This window comes from Mitsuaria sp. PDC51 (assembly GCF_900113225.1).
GTDB lineage: Bacteria > Pseudomonadota > Gammaproteobacteria > Burkholderiales > Burkholderiaceae_C > Roseateles.
This window is the reverse complement of sequence record NZ_FOZE01000001.1, coordinates 2,117,817-2,138,287: the sequence shown is the minus strand read 5'-3', so window position 1 is coordinate 2,138,287 and position 20,471 is coordinate 2,117,817. Positions and strand designations below refer to the sequence as shown.

18 protein-coding genes are annotated in these 20,471 nt (G+C 71.3%); 8 read left to right on the top strand and 10 right to left on the bottom strand.

Features of this window, described 5'->3' with window-relative positions:
* Positions 1-10: 10 nt before the first annotated feature.
* The 3 genes from coxB to BM393_RS09355 all read left to right on the top strand — a co-directional run bounded on the left by coxB (position 11) and on the right by BM393_RS09355 (position 4,291).
* The gene (coxB, locus tag BM393_RS09365; RefSeq protein WP_175538255.1) at positions 11-1,030 is read left to right on the top strand and encodes a cytochrome c oxidase subunit II; all 1,020 of its coding nucleotides are present in this window, start codon (positions 11-13) and stop codon (positions 1,028-1,030) included.
* Complete coding sequence (locus BM393_RS09360; protein WP_091724505.1) at positions 1,027-3,603, top strand: cbb3-type cytochrome c oxidase subunit I; 2,577 nt, start codon at positions 1,027-1,029, stop codon at positions 3,601-3,603. Before coxB ends, BM393_RS09360 begins: the two co-directional genes overlap by 4 nt.
* Positions 3,604-3,763: 160 nt before the next feature.
* Complete coding sequence (locus BM393_RS09355) at positions 3,764-4,291, top strand: hypothetical protein (protein ID WP_091724504.1); 528 nt, start codon at positions 3,764-3,766, stop codon at positions 4,289-4,291.
* Between the two features lie 149 nt (positions 4,292-4,440).
* On the opposite strand, the gene BM393_RS09350 is transcribed toward BM393_RS09355, so the two are convergent.
* Both BM393_RS09350 and BM393_RS09345 read right to left on the bottom strand, forming a co-directional pair.
* A complete protein-coding gene (locus tag BM393_RS09350) occupies positions 4,441-5,886 on the bottom strand; it encodes an NAD-dependent succinate-semialdehyde dehydrogenase (protein WP_091724503.1) in 1,446 nt (481 codons plus the stop codon).
* Positions 5,887-6,061: 175 nt separating this feature from the next.
* The gene (locus tag BM393_RS09345; protein ID WP_091724502.1) at positions 6,062-6,745 is read right to left on the bottom strand and encodes a hypothetical protein; all 684 of its coding nucleotides are present in this window, start codon (positions 6,743-6,745) and stop codon (positions 6,062-6,064) included.
* A gap of 184 nt (positions 6,746-6,929) precedes the next feature.
* Between BM393_RS09345 and BM393_RS09340 the strand changes: the two genes are divergently transcribed.
* Positions 6,930-9,314: a DUF3772 domain-containing protein gene (locus BM393_RS09340; RefSeq protein WP_175538254.1), complete on the top strand. Its 2,385-nt coding sequence runs from the start codon at positions 6,930-6,932 to the stop codon at positions 9,312-9,314.
* Positions 9,315-9,396: 82 nt separating this feature from the next.
* Here the strand turns inward: BM393_RS09340 and BM393_RS09335 are convergent, their stop codons facing one another.
* The 7 genes from BM393_RS09335 to BM393_RS09310 form a co-directional block, all read right to left on the bottom strand.
* The gene (locus BM393_RS09335; RefSeq protein WP_404932532.1) at positions 9,397-10,476 is read right to left on the bottom strand and encodes a porin; all 1,080 of its coding nucleotides are present in this window, start codon (positions 10,474-10,476) and stop codon (positions 9,397-9,399) included.
* Positions 10,477-10,540: 64 nt separating this feature from the next.
* On the bottom strand, positions 10,541-11,578 hold the full coding sequence (locus tag BM393_RS09330; RefSeq protein ID WP_175538253.1) for a tripartite tricarboxylate transporter substrate binding protein: 1,038 nt from the start codon (positions 11,576-11,578) through the stop codon (positions 10,541-10,543).
* Between the two features lie 122 nt (positions 11,579-11,700).
* Complete coding sequence (locus BM393_RS09325) at positions 11,701-13,194, bottom strand: sensor histidine kinase (RefSeq protein WP_254783301.1); 1,494 nt, start codon at positions 13,192-13,194, stop codon at positions 11,701-11,703.
* Positions 13,191-13,856: a response regulator gene (locus BM393_RS09320; RefSeq protein ID WP_091724499.1), complete on the bottom strand. Its 666-nt coding sequence runs from the start codon at positions 13,854-13,856 to the stop codon at positions 13,191-13,193. Before BM393_RS09320 ends, BM393_RS09325 begins: the two co-directional genes overlap by 4 nt.
* Positions 13,857-13,938: 82 nt before the next feature.
* On the bottom strand, positions 13,939-14,082 hold the full coding sequence (locus tag BM393_RS25665; protein ID WP_175538252.1) for a hypothetical protein: 144 nt from the start codon (positions 14,080-14,082) through the stop codon (positions 13,939-13,941).
* Positions 14,072-14,476, bottom strand: coding sequence for a hypothetical protein (locus tag BM393_RS09315; protein ID WP_091724498.1), 405 nt, complete (start codon positions 14,474-14,476; stop codon positions 14,072-14,074). Before BM393_RS09315 ends, BM393_RS25665 begins: the two co-directional genes overlap by 11 nt.
* Before the next feature lie 237 nt (positions 14,477-14,713).
* Entirely contained in the window at positions 14,714-15,046 is a 333-nt protein-coding gene (locus BM393_RS09310; protein WP_091724497.1) for a hypothetical protein, read from the bottom strand.
* A 404-nt stretch (positions 15,047-15,450) separates the two neighbouring features.
* On the opposite strand from BM393_RS09310, the gene BM393_RS09305 reads away from it, so the two are divergent.
* The 3 genes from BM393_RS09305 (at position 15,451) to BM393_RS09300 (ending at position 17,047) form a co-directional block, all read left to right on the top strand.
* Positions 15,451-15,876, top strand: a complete 426-nt coding sequence (locus BM393_RS09305; protein WP_091724496.1) for an organic hydroperoxide resistance protein — start codon at positions 15,451-15,453, stop codon at positions 15,874-15,876.
* Between the two features lie 22 nt (positions 15,877-15,898).
* Positions 15,899-16,027, top strand: a complete 129-nt coding sequence (locus BM393_RS26290; RefSeq protein WP_255489496.1) for a hypothetical protein — start codon at positions 15,899-15,901, stop codon at positions 16,025-16,027.
* Between the two features lie 135 nt (positions 16,028-16,162).
* Positions 16,163-17,047 carry an MBL fold metallo-hydrolase gene (locus BM393_RS09300; protein ID WP_091724495.1) on the top strand — a complete coding sequence of 295 codons (885 nt, stop codon included), beginning with the start codon at positions 16,163-16,165 and terminating at the stop codon, positions 17,045-17,047.
* 37 nt (positions 17,048-17,084) lie between these two features.
* Here the strand turns inward: BM393_RS09300 and BM393_RS09295 are convergent, their stop codons facing one another.
* Positions 17,085-18,491 carry an MFS transporter gene (locus tag BM393_RS09295; RefSeq protein ID WP_175538251.1) on the bottom strand — a complete coding sequence of 469 codons (1,407 nt, stop codon included), beginning with the start codon at positions 18,489-18,491 and terminating at the stop codon, positions 17,085-17,087.
* A gap of 145 nt (positions 18,492-18,636) precedes the next feature.
* Between BM393_RS09295 and BM393_RS25195 the strand changes: the two genes are divergently transcribed.
* Positions 18,637-20,196, top strand: coding sequence for a methyl-accepting chemotaxis protein (locus BM393_RS25195; protein ID WP_175538250.1), 1,560 nt, complete (start codon positions 18,637-18,639; stop codon positions 20,194-20,196).
* Positions 20,197-20,471 lie beyond the last annotated feature (275 nt).

The following is a 20,471-nucleotide window of genomic DNA, read 5'->3' as shown; positions in this document are numbered from 1 at the left end:
CGCGGGCGGCATGCTCCGGCCGGCCGGTCCCGAGGCGCGGGCGCTGGCGGAGGTCATGCACACGGCGCTGGGCGTCTGCGCCCTGGCCTTGGTCCTGGCGATGGGCTGCCTCGCGGCGGCGCTCTGGTGGAAGGGGCGCCGGCCGGTGGCCACCGCGTTCTGGCTCTGGGGCGGCGGGCTGGTGCTGCCGGTGCTGGTCTTCGGCGGCCTGCTGCTGCACGGCGAGCGCCGCGCGCGCGGCCTCGACGAGCCGGCCCCCGCCGGCGCATTGCGCGTGACCGTGACCGGTCACCTGTGGTGGTGGTCGCTGGTCTATTCGCCGGAGCACGGCGTCCCCGGCTTCGCCGCCGCCAACGAGCTGCGGGTGCCGGTCGGGCGACCGGTCGCGCTGACGCTGGCCTCGGACGACGTCATCCACAGCTACTGGGTGCCGGCGCTGGGCGGCAAGGTGGATCTGGTGCCCGGGCGGCTCAACCGCCTGACCTTCACCGCCGATCGTCCCGGCGTGTACCGCGGGCCGTGCTCCGAGTACTGCGGCACGCAGCATGCGGCAATGGTGCTGCAGGTCGTCGCGATGCCGCCGGCGGACTTCGAACGCTGGCGGCGCGCCCAGTCCGACGCGGCGCCGCCACCGGTCTCGCGCGCGGCCTTGCGCGGCGCGGCGCTGTTCCGCGACCAGGGCTGCATCGCCTGCCACGCGGTGCGCGGCGGCGGTGGGCCGGCCACCGCCTCGACCGCACCGGACGCCACGGGCGCGCCGGATCGTCCGCCGCTGGGGCCGGACCTCACCCATGTGGCGAGTCGGCTGTGGCTGGGCGCGGGCGCGCTGCGCAACCGCGATCCGCTGGGTGATCCCCGCACGGCGCTGCGCCAATGGATCGCCGACGTGCAGCAGGTCAAGCCCGGCGCGCGGATGCCGAGCTACCGGCACCTGCGGGCGGACGAGGTCGATGCGCTGGTCGAGTACCTCGCCGGACCGCCGCCCGGCGGCGCCGGGACCGAGCGGCCCCTGGTCGCCCTGACGCCATGACGGACACGGCCGACGCGCCCGCCCCGTCCGCGCCGCCGACGGCAACAGCGGCGGCAGCGTCACCCGCGCTGCACGAGACGCGGCCCGACAACCGCCTTCCCCGTCCGGCCGGCGAGCTGGAGCGGCTGCGCGCCGCCTGGACGCGGCCGTCGGGCTGGCGCGTCGTCGGCAGCGTCAACAACGTCTTCATCGGCAAGCTCTACATCGCGACGGCCTTCGTCTTCCTGCTGCTGGGCGGCGTGCTGGCGCTGCTGATGCGGGCGCAACTGGCCGCCCCGTCGCAGACGCTGATCGACGCGCCGCTGTTCCAGCAGCTGTTCACCATGCATGGCACGGTGATGATGTTCCTCTTCGCCGTGCCCATGGTGGAGGCGATCGCCGTCTACCTGCTGCCCAACATGTTGGGCGCGCGCGACCTGCCCTTCCCGCGCCTGTCGGCTTATTCCTACTGGATGTACGCGATCGGCGGGCTGGCCTTCTACGCCACGCTGTTCTGGCAGCTGGCGCCGGACTCGGGCTGGTTCATGTATCCGCCGCTGAGCGGCTCGCGCTACTCGCCAGGCCTGAACGCCGACTTCTGGCTGCTGGGCATCGGCTTCATCGAGATCTCCGCCATCGCCGGCGCCATCGAGCTGATCACCGGCATCCTGATGACGCGAGCACCCGGCATGAGCCTGGGCCGCATGCCGGTCTATGCCTGGGCGATGCTGGTGGTGGGGCTGATGATCGTGCTGGCCTTCCCGGCGGTGATCGCCGGCACGGCGCTGCTGGAGCTCGAGCGGGCCTTCGACTGGCCGATCTTCGACGCGACGCGGGGCGGCGATCCGCTGCTGTGGCAGCACCTGTTCTGGTTCTTCGGCCACCCGGAGGTCTACATCATCTTCCTGCCGGCGGCGGGGCTGGTGTCGACCATGGTGCCGGCGCTGGCGAGGACCTCGCTGATCGGCCGGCATGCGGTCACCGCGGCGCTGATCGCCATCGGCGCGGTCAGCTTCCTGCTCTGGCTGCACCACATGTTCACCGCGGGGCTGGGCGGGCTGGGGCTGAGCCTGGTGTCGATCTTCAGCGTCGCGATCGCGATCCCCGGGGCGCTGCAGATCTTCGCGTGGATCGGGACGCTGTGGCGCGGCCGCCTGAGGTGGACGACGGCGACCTGGTTCCTGGTCGGCTTCCTGGTGACCTTCGTGCTGGGCGGGCTCACCGGCGTGATGCTGGCGCTGCTGCCGATCGACTGGCAGGTCCATGACACCTACTTCGTGGTCGCGCATTTCCATTACGTGCTGATCGGCGGCATGGTGCTGCCGATGTTCGCGGCGCTCTACCACTGGATGCCGCTGTGGAAGGGGCGCGCGCTGTCGGAGCGGGCCGGCCGCTGGGTCTTCGGGCTCGTCTTCGGCGGCTTCCACCTGACCTTCTTCCCGATGCACCTGGCAGGCATGCTGGGCATGCCGCGCCGCGTCCACACCTATCCGGCGGGCCTGGGGCTGGACGTGCCCAACCTGCTGTCGTCGATCGGCGCGGTCGTCATCGCGGCGGGGGTGCTGCTGTTCGTCGTCGACCTGGTCCGCAGCCAGCGCGGCCCGGAGCAATCGCACAACGACCCCTGGCGCTCGTCGACGCTGGAGTGGCTGCCGAGCGAGGCCTACGGCACCCGCAGCATTCCGCATGTCGAGCATCACGAGCCGCTGTGGCACCGGCCCGAGCTGCATGAGGAGGTCGAGGCCGGTGCGCACTGGCTGCCCGGCACGGTGACCGGTGGCCGGGAGACCTTGATCACCAGCCCGGTCCGGGCCCACCCGCTGCGCGTGGTCGTGCTGGCCGGCGACAGCCTGTGGCCCTTGCTGGCCGCGATCGGCACGGCGGCCTTCTTCCTGCTGATGACCGTCAAGCAGGTGGGCGGGACGGTGGCGGGCGGCGTGCTCGCGCTGGTGGCGATCTGGGCCTGGCTGTGGCAGACGGACCGGGCGCCGGCCGCCGAGGACGCGCAGGCGGCGGACGGCGTGCTGCTGCCACTGGGCGCATCGGGCTGGCAGTCGCCGTCGTTCTGGGGCGTGGTGATCCTGATCGTGGTGGAGGCGACGATCTTCGCGTCGATGGCCTTCGCGCACCTGCATGTCGCGATGCGCCTGGATGTCTGCCCGCCGCCCGGGGTCGGCCTGGCGGGCGTCGACGCGCTCTGGCTGCAGACACTGGGCTTCGTGCTCAGCGCGCTGCTGATGGCATGGACCGGCCGCGGCGCCTGGCGCACGCCCGTGCCGGCCTGGCGAAGCGCGTTGCTGCTGCCCGCGTTCGCCCTGGCGGCATGGGCCTTCCACGCCGGATTGAAGTCGGCATGGCCTGCCGACCGCCCCCCGACGCTGGACGCTTGGACGGGCACGCTGGCCGCGCTGCACGCGCTGCAAGGGCTGCAGATCGTGGTGGCGGCGCTGCTGGCGCTGTACTACGGCGTGCGCATCGCCAGCGGCCTGGTCCGCCCCCGCCAGCACGCCACTCGCGAATCGGTGGTGCTCCTTTGGGGGTGGATCTGCCTGCAGGGCGTGATCACGGTGTGGTGGCCGCGCTGGGTGGCTTGATCGCCGACGCGAATCGCGCCCCACCCGGGCTTCCCCCAGAAGGTGGCCCCTCTTCTCTCCCCCCTCGAGAACCAGTTTGAGTCATGGCGAAACCGGCCTCGATTTCGAGAATGGGCACCTTCCACCGGCATGGGGTCGATGACGGCGAAAGGCAGTAGCGATGTTGAAGCAAGTCGAGTGCAGGGAGGCGCCGCATTTGAGCGCGCAGCAGAGTGATCGAACCGGGCCTCGGCCCGGGACGGTGTGGGTCTACAGCAAGGGACAGTCGCCCTACGAGTTCTGTCCCTCCCGGGATCCGTGCTCGCCCAAAGAGTGGCCCTACAACCTGCAGGCGCTGCGCGGCACGCCGGACCACGAGGACATCCTGGCGTGGCATCTCGGGAGGTACCACGAGTTCTCGCGCGTCGAGCTGGAAGCGCTCATGCAGCTGTTGATCCGACACGTCGGCGATCGGCAGATCAGCGTTGCCGTCTACCACGACGTCGACACGGGCCGCCGCCACCTCTGGTTCACGGTCTGGGGCTTCTCGATGGACCGCTGGAGCGAGGCGTCGACGCTGATTCAGCGGTTTGAAGACGACTGGGCCTCCAACCGGGCGCTGAGCCAGCTGCTCTGGGTGGTGGACGTCACCGCAAGCCCTGGCAGGTTCGAGGCCAGGGATCATGCCGCCGCGTCCGTTCAAGCCTGAGGCGCCTCACGCCGGGCCAAATACGCGCTCACGGGCAGCAGTCCCCGCATCCAAGGAGCCGTTGACTCCTCCCGCCGTTCATCCGGCGTGGCGGTCATGGCCGGCCGGAGAGTGCCGGCCGACCGCTGCGAGACCTGGCGGGAAGGTCCTCAGACGCCGAGCAGCGACACCGCCTTGGTGTTCAGGTAGGCCTCGAGCGCCTCGGGGCCGCCTTCCGACCCGTAGCCCGAATCCTTGACGCCACCGAAGGGCATCTCGGCGGACGGCGTGGCCGGCTGGTTGATCCAGAGCATCCCGACCTCGACGCGCTGCGCGAGCAGATGGGCGTTCTTGATCGACTTGGTGAAGGCATAACCGGCCAGGCCGAAGGGCAGCCGGTTGGCTTCCGCGATGGCGTCCTCGAGCGTGTCGAAGCCGCGAATCGCCGCGATCGGCCCGAAGGGCTCATCGTTGAAGACCGAGGCGTCCAGCGGCACGTCCGCCAGGATGGTGGGCGCGAAGAAGTTGCCCGCCGTCCCGACGCGCTCCCCGCCGGTGGCGATCTTGGCGCCGCGCTCTCGCGCCTCGGCGACGATCTTGGACATCGCGACGACGCGCCGCTCGTTCGCCAGGGGCCCGAGCGTCGTGCCTTCGGCGAGGCCGTCGCCGAGCTTGAGTCCCTGCGCGTGCTTGACCATCGCGGCGGTGAACTCGTCCTTCAGGCTGTTGTGGACCAGGAAGCGCGTCGGCGAGATGCAGACCTGTCCCGCGTTGCGGAACTTCGCGCCGCCGGCGGCCTTGACCGCCAGCGCGACATCGGCGTCCTCCGCCACGATCACCGGCGCATGACCGCCCAGTTCCATCGTCACCCGCTTCATGTGGGCGCCGGCCAGCGCCGCCAGCTGCTTGCCCACCGGTGTCGATCCGGTGAAGGTGACCTTGCGGATGACCGGGTGGGGAATGAGGTAGCTGGAGATCTCGGCCGGATCGCCGAAGACGAGCCCGACGGTGCCGGGCGGCACGCCGGCGTCGACGAAGGTCTGGAGCAGCGCAGCCGGCGACGCGGGCGTCTCCTCGGGCGCCTTCACGAGGAAGGAGCATCCGGTGGCCAGCGCCGCGCCAAGCTTGCGCACGATCTGGTTGACCGGGAAGTTCCACGGCGTGAAGGCGGCCACCGGACCGACCGGTTCCTTCAGCACCAGCTGCTGCGCCGCCAGGTTGCGCGACGGCACGATGCGTCCATAGACGCGGCGGCCTTCGTCGGCGAACCACTCGATGATGTCGGCGCCGGCCAGCACCTCGACCTTGGCCTCGGCCACCGGCTTGCCTTGCTCCTGGGTCAGCAGCCGGGCGATGTCGGCCGCGCGTTCGCGCAGCAGCGCGGCGGCGCGGCGCATGGTGGCGGCGCGCTCGTGGGCCGACACCTGGCGCCAGGCCTCGAAGCCCTTGCGGGCAGCTTCGAGCGCGCGGTCCAGGTCGACCTGGCCGGCATGGGCGACCTTGCCGATGACGGCACCGGTGGCCGGGTTGCGCACGTCGATGGTCTTGCCGCCGGCCGCATCGACCCATTCGTTGGCGATCAGCAGGCGGACATCGGGATAGGAAGGCGTCGTCATGGCGGGTCCTCGTGGCATCGCCCACGGGGCCGAAGCGGACGCGACGGCGGCGGGCGGGGGTGAACGATGGCGGCGACTCTACCCGCTCCCGCCGCGCCGCTGGGCGAGGCGCGGGGAGTCCGACGCCGTGCCGGCCCATTGCACGCCATGCGCCCAAACGGGCGCCGGCGCGGGATCAATCAGGCCGCTTGAGCACCTTCACCGCCCTCGCCCGCTCCTGCAGCGCGGCTTCGATGCGCCCCATGTCCACGCGCTCGCTGAACTGCCGCTGCTGCGGCGTCAGCTCGGTCCGGCGCTTGACGACGATGGCCCGCGCCTCCGGCGAGAGCGCCGCGTGGACGGCGTTGCTCGCCTGGCCCCAGCACCGGGCCTGCTCGAGCAGGCGCGGCGTCGGCAGCGTCGGCCCGACGCCCAGCAGCCCGGCGGTGGAGCTGAGGATCATCTGCCCCACGGCGGTGGCGACCTGGTCGCTGCGCAGCGACTCGGCGATGCAGAAGACGATCAGCGACTGCAGCCGGAACAGCTCCTCCCCGTTCGCCTGCGGCAGCCGCCGCACCGCGGCGTCGAGCCCGCTGGCGGTCGGCTGCATCTGGTCCAGCGTGCTGGCGTAGCGCTCGAAGCGGCGGCCGTCGATGTCGGCCACGTAGAGGTCCTTCTCCTGCAGCGTCAGCCGCACGCCGGGCGCGTTGCCGGTCTTGTCGTCGCCGGGCTTGAGCAGCACCTGGAACTGCCCGTGGCCGGGCCGGCAGATGCGGTAGAAGCCGTTGTCGAAGCGGATCAGGTGGGTTTCCTCGGTGGTCGCGTCGCGCAGCGTCGCGATCTGCCGGGCCCAGTCCGCGTTGATTCGCAGCAGGTGCATGGGGTGTCTCCCTTTCGAAGCAGACCGCAGGCTAGCCGCGCCTCAAGGCGGAGCCAGTGACCAAAGTCCGGCGCCGCGCGACCGGCCCGGGCAAGCCGATTGCCCCGCGGGCGGCACCTGCGCTGATGAATGGATCGGGATGACGGTGTCGACCGGATGGCTGTCGCGGCTTCTCGCGACATGGATGTTGGGCCTGCTGACGGCGGCGTCGACGGCCTGGGCGCAGGAGGCGCCGAGCGCGCCCGTCGATCCCGACAAGGTGCTGGAGGCCGCGCGCAAGGACTTGGCCCAGCTGCAGCGGCAGCAGGACAAGGGACTGGACGACGAGGCCGACCTGCAGGATTTGCGCAAGCAGGCGCTGTCGGTGCAGTCGCGCGCCGAGGAGGCGTCGGCGGCGCTGGAGCCGCGGCTGACCGACGCCCGCGCGCGGCTGGCCCAGTTGGGCGACGCGCCGGCGGGCGCGAAGGAGCCGCCGGAGCTTGCCGCTCAGCGCGCGCAGCTGGCGCGGGAGATCGCCGACACCGACGCGCAGGTCAAGCTCGCCAAGCTCACCGCCGTGGAGGCCGGCCAGGCGATCGCCAGCGCCGAGCAGAACCGCCGGATGCAGCTGGGCGCGCGGCTGGGAGAACGCGTGCCCTCCCCGCTGCAATCGAGTTTCTGGACCGGGCTGGCCCGCGAGGGGCCAGGCGACCTGGCGCGGGTGCGCACGTTCTGGCAGTCGCTGGCCGATCTCTGGCGCGCCGTGCCGGCCCGGGGCTGGCTGGTGCTGGCGGGCGCGGCGGCCCTGGTGCTGCTCGTCACCCACGCGCTGCTACGCCTGATCGCCCACCTGTGCGCGACCCGCGTGCCGCCGGGCCGGCTGCGGCGCTCGCTTTACGCGGTGAGCCTGGTGACGCTGCGCACGCTGCGACCCGGCCTGATCGTCCACGGCCTGATGCTGACGCTGGGCGCCGCGGCGCCGGTGGCGCCGGTGCTGGCCGGCTGGCTGGACACCGTCGAGGCCATCGTCTGGTTCGGGGGCTTCGTCGCGGGCCTGGGCATCGCCGCGCTGATGCCGCGCAAGCCCTCGTGGCGCCTGCTGCCCGCGCCGGATGAGACGGCCGCGCGGCTGGCCTGGTTCCCGCACACGCTGGCCGCCGCGGCGATGCTGGGCTGGTTGACCTCCCGGACGGCGGCGACGCTGGAGATCAGCCTGGCCTGGACCGGCGCCGCGCATGCGCTGGCGGCGCTGACCTTCGTGGCGGTGCTGGCCCTGGCGGCCAGGCAGCTGCCAAGACGCGGTGCGCCCGTGGATGCGCCTGGGGACGCGTCCGGGAAAGCGCCCGGGAAGACAGCCGGATCGAAGAACGCCGATGGCGCGCCCCGGTCGGCCGAGCCCGCCCTCCGCCCGCTCTGGTTGTCCGTGCTGCGCGCCGGCGTGTGGTTGCTGCTGACCGCCGCGGTGCTGGCGCTGCTGCTGGGCTTCGTGTCGCTGGCCGTGTTCGCGATGAACCAGTTCGTCTGGGCGCTCATCGTGCTGGGCGGCGCCTACCTGGCGAGCGCGCTGGTCGACGACCTCTTCATGACGCTGCTGGCGCCCCTGCCCGCGGCGCCCAAACCCGACGGCAAGCCCGCCGCGGCGCCCGACGAGGCCCCGGCGCCGCCGCGCACCCGCGAGCAGACGGCGCTGCTGCTTTCGGGCCTGTGCCGCATCGCGATCGCCTTCCTGGCGCTGCTGCTGCTCCTGGCGCCCTATGGCGAGGGCCCGCTGGACCTGGTGCGGCGGTCCGGCAAGGTGGCGGACGGCCTGGCGATCGGCGGCCTGACGCTGCGGCCGCTGGAACTGCTGCAGGGTCTGGCGGTGCTACTGCTGGGCCTGGGCGCGGTGCGGGGGCTCAAGGGATGGCTGTCGACGCGCTACATGCCCACCACCCGGATGGACGCGGGCATGCGCTCGTCGGCGACAACGCTGTTCGGCTACATGGGCACGGTCCTGGCGATCGCCGCCTCGCTGACCGCGATGGAATTCAGCCTGCAGAGCGTGGCCTGGGTGGCCAGCGCGCTGTCGGTGGGCATCGGCTTCGGCCTGCAGTCCATCGTGCAGAACTTCGTCTCCGGCCTGATCCTGCTGGCCGAGCGGCCGGTGAAGGTGGGCGACTGGGTTTCGCTCTCCGGCGTCGAGGGCGACATCCGCCGCATCAGCGTGCGATCAACGGAGATCCAGATGGGCGACCGCTCGACGGTCATCGTGCCGAACTCGGAGTTCATCACCAAGATCGTGCGCAACGTCACCTACGGCGAGTCGCTGGGCATGGTGCAGTTCAAGCTGCCGATGCCGCTGGCCACCGACATCGACCGGGTGAAGGCGCTGGTGCTGGCCTCGTTCGAGGCCCATCCCGGCGTGCTGGCGACGCCGGCGCCCAACGTCCAGCTCGACGGCGTGGACGGGACGAGCCTGGTGCTCAACGCCTCGGGATTCGTGAACTCGCCGCGCGCCGCCTACGGCATCCGCAGCGACCTGCTCTTGGACGTGCTGGCCCGGCTGCGCGGCGAAGGCCTGCTGCCAGGCCAGCCCTCGCCCGCGGCCTGAGGCGCCGCGGCGCCAAGGCACCGCCGCTACCTTTGCACCCTCTCCCGCTCGCGGGAGAGGGTTGGGGTGAGGGCCCGCCCGATCAGAACCGGTGCTGGATCCCCAGCCCGACGCTGGACTGCGAATCAGCGAAGCCGTTGTCATCGCGCGAGACGCTGACCACGCCGCCATCGCCGGACTTGGCGGTCGAAGCCACCGCGTACAGGCTGGTGCGCTTGGACAGTTCGTACTTGGCGCGCAGCGCGAAGAGGCGCGGATCGTCGGTGCCGCTGGCGCCGCTGGAGATGTTCTGGAAGTAGACGGCCGGCGTCAGGCTGATCGCCGGCGTGGCCTGCCAGGTCGCGCCCAGCCAGGTCATCGTGCTCTTGGCGTTGGCGCCGCCGGTGGCGAATTCCTTCTTGTAGACGCGCTGCGCCAGGAACAGTTTGACCGGCTTCCAGTCATAAGACACGCCCCAATGCAGCGCCTTCTCCTTGTCGTAGCGGCCGTTGGCCGCGATGGTGGCGCCATTGCGCTGGTCCACCACCAGCGCCGCCGCGAACGGTCCCGCCGTGTAGCCGCCCGCCAGCGAGAAGAAGCGCCCCGCCGAATCCGAGCCGGCCACCTCGCCCAGCGCATACGTCGCGCCGAGCTTCACCGGTCCGAAGGTCCCCTGGTACTTGATCAGGTTGGACACGCCGGTGACCATGCCGTCCTTGCGCGGCAGCGTCGCGATCTGGCCGCCGGAGGTGGCCCAGGAGTAGAACGGCGCGTAGCCCATCGGGTCGAAGGGCAGCATGAAGTCGTAGGTCGTCGAGTACGAGCGGCCGACGATCACGCGCCCGAAGTCGCCGTCCAGCCCGACGTTGGCCTGGCGGCCCCAGAACGACGAACCCGCCGCGCCGGTGTCCATGCCGACCTCGGCCTCGAGCTGGAACACGGCCTTCAGGCCGCCCCCCAGGTCCTCGCTGCCGCGCAGGCCCCAGCGCGAGGTGTTCATGCCGCCGGAGGTGACGCCGAAGCGGTGGTCGCCGGCCGCGTTCATGTGGTCGCGGTATTCCATCAGCACGTCGGCGATGCCGTAGACGGTGACGCTGCTCTGCGCGAAGGCGGCGGGCGCGGCGCACAGCGCCAGCAAGCCGGCGCACAGGGCGTTCAGTCGAAGGGTGCGGGTCGTTTTCAAGAGGTCTCCTCGTTGTCGTTGATGGGGATCGGGAAAGGCAAGGTGGCGGCGGGCGCTGGCTCGCTCAGCGCCGCAGGCCGAAACGGGTCGCGAGCTCGCCGTACTGGCGGTGCTGGCGGTCGATGAAGGCGCGCAGGGCCGGGCCCGTCAGCGCCAGCGGGAACAGCCCGTGTTGTGCGCGGAGTTCCTGGAAGGCCGGCGTGGCCATCAGCTGGTCGAAGCTGGCCGTCCAGGCCACGACCGCGCCGTCCGAGACCTGCGGGCCGACGTAGAAGCCGCGGATCGCGGGCCAGACGATGTCCACGCCCTGCTCCCGCGCCGTCGGCACGCCGGCCAGCGGCCCGGGCAGGCGCTGCTCGGCCAGCACCGCCAGCACCCGGAAGGGGCCGCCGGGGGCGAGCTTGTCGAAGACCTCGGACGCGTCGCCCATGTAGACCTGCACGTGCCCGCCCTTGAGCGCGGCGCTGGCCTCGCCGCCGCCCTCGAAAGCGACGAAGCGCATGGACTTGTGATCGACCCCCGCCGCCCCGGCCACGAGGGCGGACTTCACCCAGTCCTGGCTGCCGATGGTGCCGCCGGCGGCGAAGCTGATGCGTCCCGGGTCGGCCTTGAGCGCGGCCAACAGTTCCGGCAACGTCTTCCAGGGCGCCTGGCGTCCCACCAGCACCACGCCGTAGTCGATGCCGACGGCGGCGACCCAGCGCACGTCGTCGATGCTGCGCTTGCCGAAACGGCCGTTGGAGAGGTTGAGCAGCGAGCCGCTGGAGAAGGCGACCAGCGTCTGCGGTTCCGCGGGACGGCGGGTGACGATCTGGTCGAAGGCGATCGCGCCGACGCCGCCCGGCAGGTAGGTGATGCGCATCGGCGTCTTCGTCAGCCCGGCTTGCTGGAACGCCGCCTGGGCGAGCTTGCAGCTCTGGTCGAAGCCGCCGCCGGGCTTGGCCGGGGCGATGCATTCCGGCGCGGCGTCGCCCACCGGCAACGCGGGCGGCGCGGCATGAGCCGCCGGCGCCATCAGGCCGGTCCCGGCCGCCAGGGCGGCGGCCATCAGCAGCGCGCCCGCCCAACGCCGGCCCGCCTGCAACATCGGGGTCGATCGCATCTTGTCTCCTGCGGTGATCTGGGTCGCCGTCGGCCGCCGGGCTCGCGGGAATCGCGAATCGCCGGCAGGCTCGCGCGGTCGCCCGCCACCTGCTTGCAGCGGACTCTAGGAAAGCGGCGCTTTCAGCCGGCTTTCAGCGGTTCAGGAATTTCCGATGCCGGCGGCAGCGGAAGCCGCAGCGTCACGGTGGTCCCGCGCTCCAGGCCGTCGGCGTCCAGACGCGCGGCGCTGACGTCCATGTCGCCCAGATGCCGCCGGGCGATTGCCCGCACGATCGCCAGGCCCAGGCCCGAGCCCGGCAGGTCGACGTTGCTGCCGCGGAAGAAGCGCTCGCCGGCGCGCGGCCGCTCGTCGGCGGGAATGCCGGGGCCGTCGTCGACGACGCGGATCACCGCCATCGGGCCCGCGATGCCGACCTGCAGCGTCACCTGCCCGCCGCGCGGCGTGTAGCGCAGCGCGTTGTGCAGCAGGTTCAGCAGCGCCTCGCGCAACTGGCCTTCGTGGCCGAGCACGACGATGTCAGCCTGGCCGCAGTCGAAACCCAGGTCGATGCCCTGCTCGCGGGCCAGCGGCCAGGACTCGCGCGCGCAGCGGTCGGCCAGGCGATCCAGCGCCAGCGGCGCCATCACCACCGGCGCGGTGTCGGCGCGGGCCAGCGCCAGCATCTGGTTGGTGCGGCGCACCGTGTCGTCGATCTGGCCCTTGAGCGCTTCCAGCGCCTCGGCGATGCGCGCCGGATCGTGCTCGCGCCGCGCATATCCGACCATGGTGGCCAGCGTCGCCAGCGGCGTGCGCAGCTGGTGCGAGGCGTCGTCGACGAAACGCCGGCGGCCGTCGATCAGCTCCCGCTGCCGGACCAGATGGTGGTTGATCGCGCGCACCAGCGGCGCCGCGTCGGCGGGCACCTGGGTTTCGTCGACCGGCGACAGGTCGTCGTCGGCCCGCGCCTCGACCTCGCGCCGCAGACGGTCCAGCGGGCGCAGCGCCCAGCCGATCACCAGCGCCAGCGTGCCCGCGACGACGGACACCGTCAGCAGGTCGCGCCACATCGCCTGGATCAGCAGCGCGCGAGAGAACGCGTTGCGCGAGTTCGTGCTCTCCGCCACCTGGATGATCATGCGGCGGCCGGGCCGCTCCGGATCGAGCTCGCGCGCCCAGGCGCCGACGCGCACCGGCTCGCCGAAGTATTCGGCATCGATGAAGCGCGGCACGCCGCTCTTGAGCGGCTGCGCCGGCAACGGCAGCCCGGCGTTGCCGATCTCGACCAGGCCGTCCTCGGTGCTGACGCGGAAATACACCTGGCCGCTGGCGGTCAGCTCGAAGAACTCCAGCAGGCGATACGGCATCTCCACCGACAAGCCGCCGGTCTCGGTCGACACGTTGTTCTCGATCGCCTTGATGGCGCCGAGCAGCGAGCGGTCGTAGGCCGAGTTCGCGGCCTGCAGCGCGGTGCCCCAGGTCAGCGCCAGCTCGACGCCGACGGCGGCCAGCATGACGGGCAGCACCAGCGCCAGCAGCGTGCGCCGGACGCTGAAGCGGTGCCAGCGGGCCGGCAGCGACGGCAGCAGCGGCATCAGGCGGGCGAGCCGGCGCGCGCCCGACGCCGGCGCCGTCATGAGGCTTCCAGCACGTAGCCCAGGCCGCGCAGCGTGGTGATGCGCACCTTGCCGGATTCGATCCGGCGGCGCAGCCGGTGCACGAGCACCTCGACGGCCTCGGGCCGCACGTCCTGCTCGTCGGAGAACAGGCGCTCGAGGATCTCCTGCTTGGACATCGGCTCGCCGCTGTGCTGGATCAGCGTGCGCAGCACCGCGTGCTCGCGGGGGGACAGCGGGAGCGGTTCGCGGTCCAGGGTGAACAGCTTGGAGGCGGCGTCGTAGACCAGCGGCCCGCAGGCGAAGCGCGGCTGGTCGCGCCCGCGCGAGCGGCGGATCAGCGCGACCAGGCGGGCCTCGAGCTCCTGGATCTCGAAGGGTTTGGCGAGGAAGTCGTCGGCGCCCTCATGCAGCGTGCTGACGCGCTCCATCAGCGAGTCGCGCGCGGTCAGCACCAGCACCGGCACGCGGGAGTCGGCGTCGCGCAGGCGGGCCAGGACTTCGTGGCCGCCCAGTCCCGGCAGGCCGAGGTCCAGGATCATCGCGTCGTAGCGGGTCGCGCCGAGCTGGCCCAGCACAAGCCGGCCGTCGTCGACCCAGTCGACGACGAAATCGTTCTGCCCGAGCGCCTTCACCAGCCAGTCGGCCAGGGGCTTCTCGTCTTCGACCAGGAGGATCCGCATGGCGCGCGATGCTAGCGCGCGGACATGCGGTGGCGGCTAGTGTCTTTCCACATGCCGGCGGCGCCGGGCTGACGTCCGGTCGTCAGCCGCCTTCCGGCGATGAACCGTCCGATGGATCGGGCGCATCGAACACGCCCTTCCGGTAGGCGATGTAGTAGACGGTCAGGAAGAAGGCGAGGAAGAACACGAAGGCCGCGGCGCAATTGAGGAGGAATTCAGTCCACATGGAAACCCCTTATCAGCAAGTAGTAGTGCCCGAAGACGTTCAACACCACGAGCGCCCAGGCGCCTGCGCCACTCGCGATGCGCCAGAAGCTGGGCCGTCGGGCCCGGCGCGCGTGGACAAGCAGCGGCTCGCACCATTGGACGATCACGATCCAGATCACCAGCGAGACGAAAACCAAAGAGGGGGCCAATGACGGCAGGAATGCCCTCACCGCTTCGTTCGGGATGTTGCAGAGGACCTCCGGCCAGGTGATCGCCACCGCGCCGTCGAAGGCGAGCAGGAGCAATGCCCAATCGGCGCCGGACGTCTTCAGGCAGGCCGGACCACGAATCGCAAGATTGAGGATCCAGCTGGAGCTGGGTGGCAACACGCCCGCCAGCCAGAACGCCAACATTTCCGGAGTCATCGCCGCCACACGCGTTGTCGAAGATGTCGATGCTAGGGCGCGGGAGCGGAAGGCGTTTCGAGGGATCCGCGTGTTTTGCGCGGTTCCAGTGGTCCGAACCCCTTACGAAAGTCGGCCAGGCTCGAATTGAAACCGAAGGAGGTCAGCCGTCGCCGATCGGGGCGCTGCCCGACCGGTCGACGGCTGACTGATGGGGAACTGAATCGAGGCCCGATGAGCTTGCGCTCAGGCGAGGTCGCCGCGTGCGGCGTCGATCGTAGCGATCGCCTCGACGGTGTCGCCGTGGCGCACCAGCCAGCTGACCTTCTCCAGCTGGCGCAGCTCGGGGGCGCTGACCGGCAGGCGCTGCGCCATCAACTGGCGGCGGGCGTCGCGCAGCAGGTGCATCGCGTTGTCCTGGTGGTCGCAGTAGAGCTCGACCTGCACCGCGCGCAGTTGCTGCTGGACCATCGCGCGTCGCTCCGATCGGCGCGCCATGTCGTCGGGATCGGTCGCGGCCTGGGCCGACGCCGCCGCGAAGGCGGCCACCATGGCGAGGATCGGGGTGGACTTGCTCATGTGCTTCTCCTGCGGTCCGGCGGGCTCCGCGCCGGTGGCGTCTTCTGCAAGGCGTCGCCGTGGGCCGCGGAGCGGATCGGGCCGATTGCGTCAAACAACGTGTTGCCCTGGGACGTAAGGTGCGCCGGCCGGGTTAGGGAATGCTTAAGAAAACCCGCGATCACGCAAGTCGGCACAACGACTTGGCGTTGGGCGCACCCGCCTTCACGCCACCTCCACGTCGTCGTCACGCGCGGTCACGCGAGGTCACCGACGCCGGTTTGTATGCCACTGTGTCCAGCACCTGCCGCGACACGCGCCGCGCCAATTCGCCGCGGCGGTCACACACCGGCGATACATCGCCCCGATGCAATGCGGACCACGCAGCAGATCACGCTGCCTTCAAGCCTTCAAAGGAGTCCGCCATGTCCACCACCACCGACCACGTCCAAGTTCTCTACACCGCCCACACCCGCACCACCGGCGGCCGCGAGGGCCGCGGCCAGTCCGACGACGGCCGCCTCGACGTACAGCTCGGCACGCCCGGTTCGTCGCGTCCCGGCACCAACCCGGAACAGCTGTTCGGCGTCGGCTGGTCCGCCTGCTTCATCGGCGCGATGGGCCTGGCCGCCCAGGCGATGGGCGTGCGCCTGCCCGCGGAGACCGACGTCGAAGCCATCGTCGACCTCAACCGCGGCGCCGACGGCTACTTCCTGAGCGGCCGGCTGCGCATCCACGTGCCCGGCCTGCCGCGCAACCAGGCCTACGACCTGATCAAGCGCGCCCACGAGACCTGCCCCTACTCCAAGATGACGCGCGGCAACATGAACGTCGGCCTGGAGCTGGTCTGAGCGCGACGCCGGGAAACCCGCCATGAAGCGCCTGGTCCTCGCCCTGCTGTTCCTGCTCGGCGGCATGGCCCACGAGGTCCGCCATCCGCTGCAGTGCACCGCCATCACCAGCGGCGGCGGCACGCGCAGGCGCCCCACCGGCGGCTCCTGAGTCGCCTCGCCCCCGGGCCGTCGACGCGCCACCCTGGCGCCGGTCCGGGGCGGGCCGCCGGTCCACCGCGCGGCACTCGGCGCCCGGCGCTCGGTATAGTGCCCGGCACCCCCACCAGCCGCGAGCGCCCCGGCCATGAGCCACGCCTCCTCCGGCCTGTCGATCCAGGCCTTCCACGATCCCCAGACCGGCACCGTCAGCTACGTGCTGACGGATCCCGCGACCCGGCAGGCCGCCATCGTCGACCCGGTGCTGGATTTCGACCTCAAGTCCGGCCGCACCGCCACCACGCAGGCCGATCGACTGCTGGCGCATGTCGCCCAGGCCGGCCTCACCGTGCAGTGGATCCTCGAGACCCACGCCCATGCCGATCACCTCTCCGCCGCGCGCCACCTGCAGGCGCGTGTCGGCGGCCGCATCGCCATCGGCGAGCACATCCGCGAAGTGCAGGCGGTCTTCCGCAAGCTCTACAACCTGGAGCGCGACTTCCTGCCCGACGGCCGCCAGTTCGACCACCTGTTCCGTGACGGCGAGACCTTCCGCATCGGCGGCCTCGAGGCCGAGGCGATCAGCGTCCCGGGCCACACGCCGGCCTGCGTCGCCTATCGCATCGGGGACGCCGTCTTCGTCGGCGACACGCTGTTCATGCCGGACGTCGGCACCGCGCGCGCCGATTTCCCCGGCGGCGATGCGGCGACGCTTTACCGCTCGATCCAGCGGCTGCTGGCGCTACCGCCGGCGACGCGGCTGTTCGTCTGCCACGACTATCCGCCCGAGGGCCGCGCGCCGGCCTGGGAAACGACGGTGGCGGAGCAGCGCCGCGCCAACCTGCATGTCCATGACGGCGTGAGCGAGGCGGCCTTCGTCGCGCTGCGCCAGGGCCGCGACGCGCGGCTCGAGGTGCCGACGCTGATCCTGCCGTCGATCCAGGTCAACATCCGCGCCGGCCACCTGCCGCCGGCCGAGGACAACGGCGTGCGCTACCTGAAGATCCCGCTGGACACGCTTGGCCGGCAGTGAGCCGGCAGGGAGTTAGCAGTGAGGCGGTATTGAAGGATCAGTGCCCGCTGGCCGGTGTGGCTTCGGCCTCGCCGTCGTGTCCGGCCCGGATCGGGAACGGCGCGAACCAGGCCAGCACGATCGGCGGGATCGAGAACACCAGCACCCAGCCGAAGAAGCTCGCGTAGTGCTGGCCGACCCCGGCGAACAGCCAGCCGCTGACGCTGCCGGTGGCCCACTTGGTCATCGCCATCACGCCGGTGGCCATCGCGTAGTGGGTCATCTTGAAGGGCCCCGGCGCGATCTGCTGCATCATGTACAGCATGTGGCCGACGGAGCCCATGCCGAAGCCGAACTTCTCGATCGCGACCACGGCGCCGATCCACCACAGGTCGGTCGGCATCGCGTGGCTCAGGTAGTAATAGGTCAGGTGCGGCAGGTTGAGCGAGATCGCCAGCAGCAGGAAGGAGCGCCGCAGCGTCATCTTCGCGGCGATGAAACCGCCCAGGAAGGCGCCCGCGATGAAGGCCACCGTCCCCGCCGTGCCGTAGATGTGCCCCAGCGCGCCGTTGTCCAGGCCGAGGCCGCCGGCGCTGCGCGGATCGAGCAGGAACAGCGGGCCGAACTTCTCGATGAAGCCCTCGCCGAAGCGGTAGAAGAACACCACCGCCAGCATCATCCAGATCGACGGCTTCTGGAACAGCGTGGCCCAGGACTGCCGCAGCGACAGCATCGCGGTGGCCAGGTCCTGGCCGTGAACCGCGGCCGGCGCGCCCGGCGGCAGCACCCGCAGGTGCCACAGCCCGAAGCCGCCCATCATCGCCGCCGCCCCCAGCATCACGGCCATCCAGCACTGCACCCAGGTCCAGTGCAGCGACGCGTGCAGCCAGCCGGTCAGCGACACCAGCAGCCCCGAGGCCACCACCGCGCCCAGGTTCCAGCACATGCCCTGCAGGCCGGCGTAACTGGCCTGCTCGCGGGGCGGCATGGTGGTCATGAACACGCCGTCGGCCACGATGTCCTGCGTCGCGGAGGCGAAACCGGTGATCCAGAAGAAGGCCAGCGAAGCGCGGAAGAAGCCGTCCAGCGGCAGGCAGAACGCGACCGCGCCCAGCGACGCCATCATCAGGAACTGCATCGTGATCACCCACCAGCGCTTGGTCCGGTAGGGTTCCAGCAGGGGCGACCACAGCGGCTTGAGCACCCAGGGCAGGTACATCTGCGAGGTGTAGAGCGCGATGTCCTCGTTGGACACGCCCAGGTTCTTGTAGAGGATCGCCGCCACCGCGCCGACCAGCACGTTCGGCAACCCCATCGCCAGATAGAGCGACGGCACCCAGGTCAGCGGATGGCGGGCCGGCCGCGCGGGGGCCGCCGCGCCCGGATCGTCGCCCGGTGCCGCTTCCGCCAGGGCCGGCCCGGACGGCGTGCCGCCCCCGGTGATCCGGGAAAGATCTGCGCTCATCGACTTGTCTCCTTCTTGTGGGCGCGGAGCATACGACACCATGACAACGTTGTCAGCCCAGGGGAAGCGAGCATGCCTGGCCACCACCCGGGCATCCGGCCTGCCCCGCCAGGGAAATTCCAGGCAATGTTTCCGGGAGCTTCCCATGGCCTTGCTTCGTAATTTCCGGATCGGCAGGCGGCTGGCGCTGGCCTTTGCGGCGATCCTCGCCCTGCTCTGTTTCAGCGCTTGGTTCGGGACCCTGCAGATGGCCCGGATCAACGAGAACGTCCAGGACCTGAACGGCAACTGGCTGCCCAGCGTCACCCGGCTGGGCGCGATGCACGATGCCGCCAACCTCGCCCGCCGCCAGTCGCTGCGGGCCGCGCTGGTCACTGACGAGACCGCCCGCGCCGCCAGCGGCCGCGAGCGTGAAAGCGCGCTGCGCGCCTTCGACGAGGCCGCCAAGGCCTACGAAACCAGCATCACCGGCGAGACCGAACGCGCCCTCTACCAGGACATCCGGGCGGCCTGGACGGCCTATCTGGCGGCCGACGCCGAGCTGCTGCGCGCGGCTGCCGCCGGCGAGGCCGAGCACGCGAACGCCCGTCAACTGGCGACCGGACGCACGACGACGCTGTTCGTCGCCGTGTCGGCCGCGATCGCCAAGGACATCGACTTCAACCGCGCCGGCGGCGACCACGCTGCCCGGGCCGCGGCCGAGTCCTACGACCACGGCCGGCTGATCACGCTGCTGGTCGTCGCCGCCGCGCTGGCCGTGGGCATCGCGCTGGCGTGGCAGGTGACGCGCTCCATCACCTCGCCGATCGCCGAGGCGGTCAAGGCCACCGAGGACGTGGCCGCCGGCGACCTGACCGTCGACATCCACGCCGAGGGCCGCGACGAGCCCGCCGACCTCCTGCGGGCCATGGCGCGGATGGTCGGTCAGTTGGGGGCGCTGGTCGGCCAGGTGCGCGACAGCAGCGAGAGCATCGCCACCGGATCGCGCGAGATCGCCCAGGGCAATGCTGATCTGAGCACCCGCACCGAAAGCCAGGCCAGCAGCCTGCAGCAGACGGCCGCCTCGATGGAGCAGCTGACCAGTTCGGTGTCGCAGAGCGCGGCCTCGGCCGGCGAGGCCAGCCGCATGGCGGCGGATGCCTCCGGCGCGGCCAGCGAGGGTGGCCAGGCTGTCGGCGAGCTGGTCCGGACGATGCAGGGCATCAGCGATGCTTCGCGGCGCATCGAGGACATCATCGGCGTCATCGACTCGATTGCCTTCCAGACCAACATCCTGGCACTGAATGCGGCGGTCGAGGCGGCCCGGGCCGGCGAGCAGGGGCGCGGCTTCGCCGTCGTCGCCTCCGAGGTGCGTGCGCTGGCGCAGCGCTCGGCTGGCGCCGCCCGCGAGATCAAGGGCCTGATCCAGGCCAGCGTCGACCGTGTCGACACCGGCGCCCGCCAGGCCGAGGGGGCCGGCGAGGTCATGCAGCGGGTGGTCGCCCAGGTCGGCCAGGTCGACACCTTGATCCGGGAGATTTCCGCGGCGACGCAGGAGCAGAACGGTGGCATCCAGCAGGTCGGCGGCGCTGTCTCCCACCTCGACCAGGTGACCCAGCAGAATGCCGCTTTGGTCGAGCAGAGCGCCGCCGCCGCCGAGAGCCTCAACGGCCAGGCCCAGCAACTCGCCAAGCTGGTCAGCCAATTCCGCCTCCGCAGCGCCTGAGCCCCCTCCCGACGTCCTCGGTCGCAAAACCGACGCAGTACGGTCCTGGTCGGTGACGGTGAGGCGTGGGGTTCCGGCGCTTGACGCCGGGGCCCCATGCCTCGGCGGCCAACGCCCGGACCTGCGCAGGGGCGTCCTCGCCACCGCCCCCCCGCGCCTGGCCACGCCCCTCCCCGATTACCTAAGTCACGAGGTCCAACCGCCCCCACTGGCTATCCTTTCCTCCGGTCAAGAAGGACAGCCAAGATGCTCACGCCTCGTTCGGGACACCACGG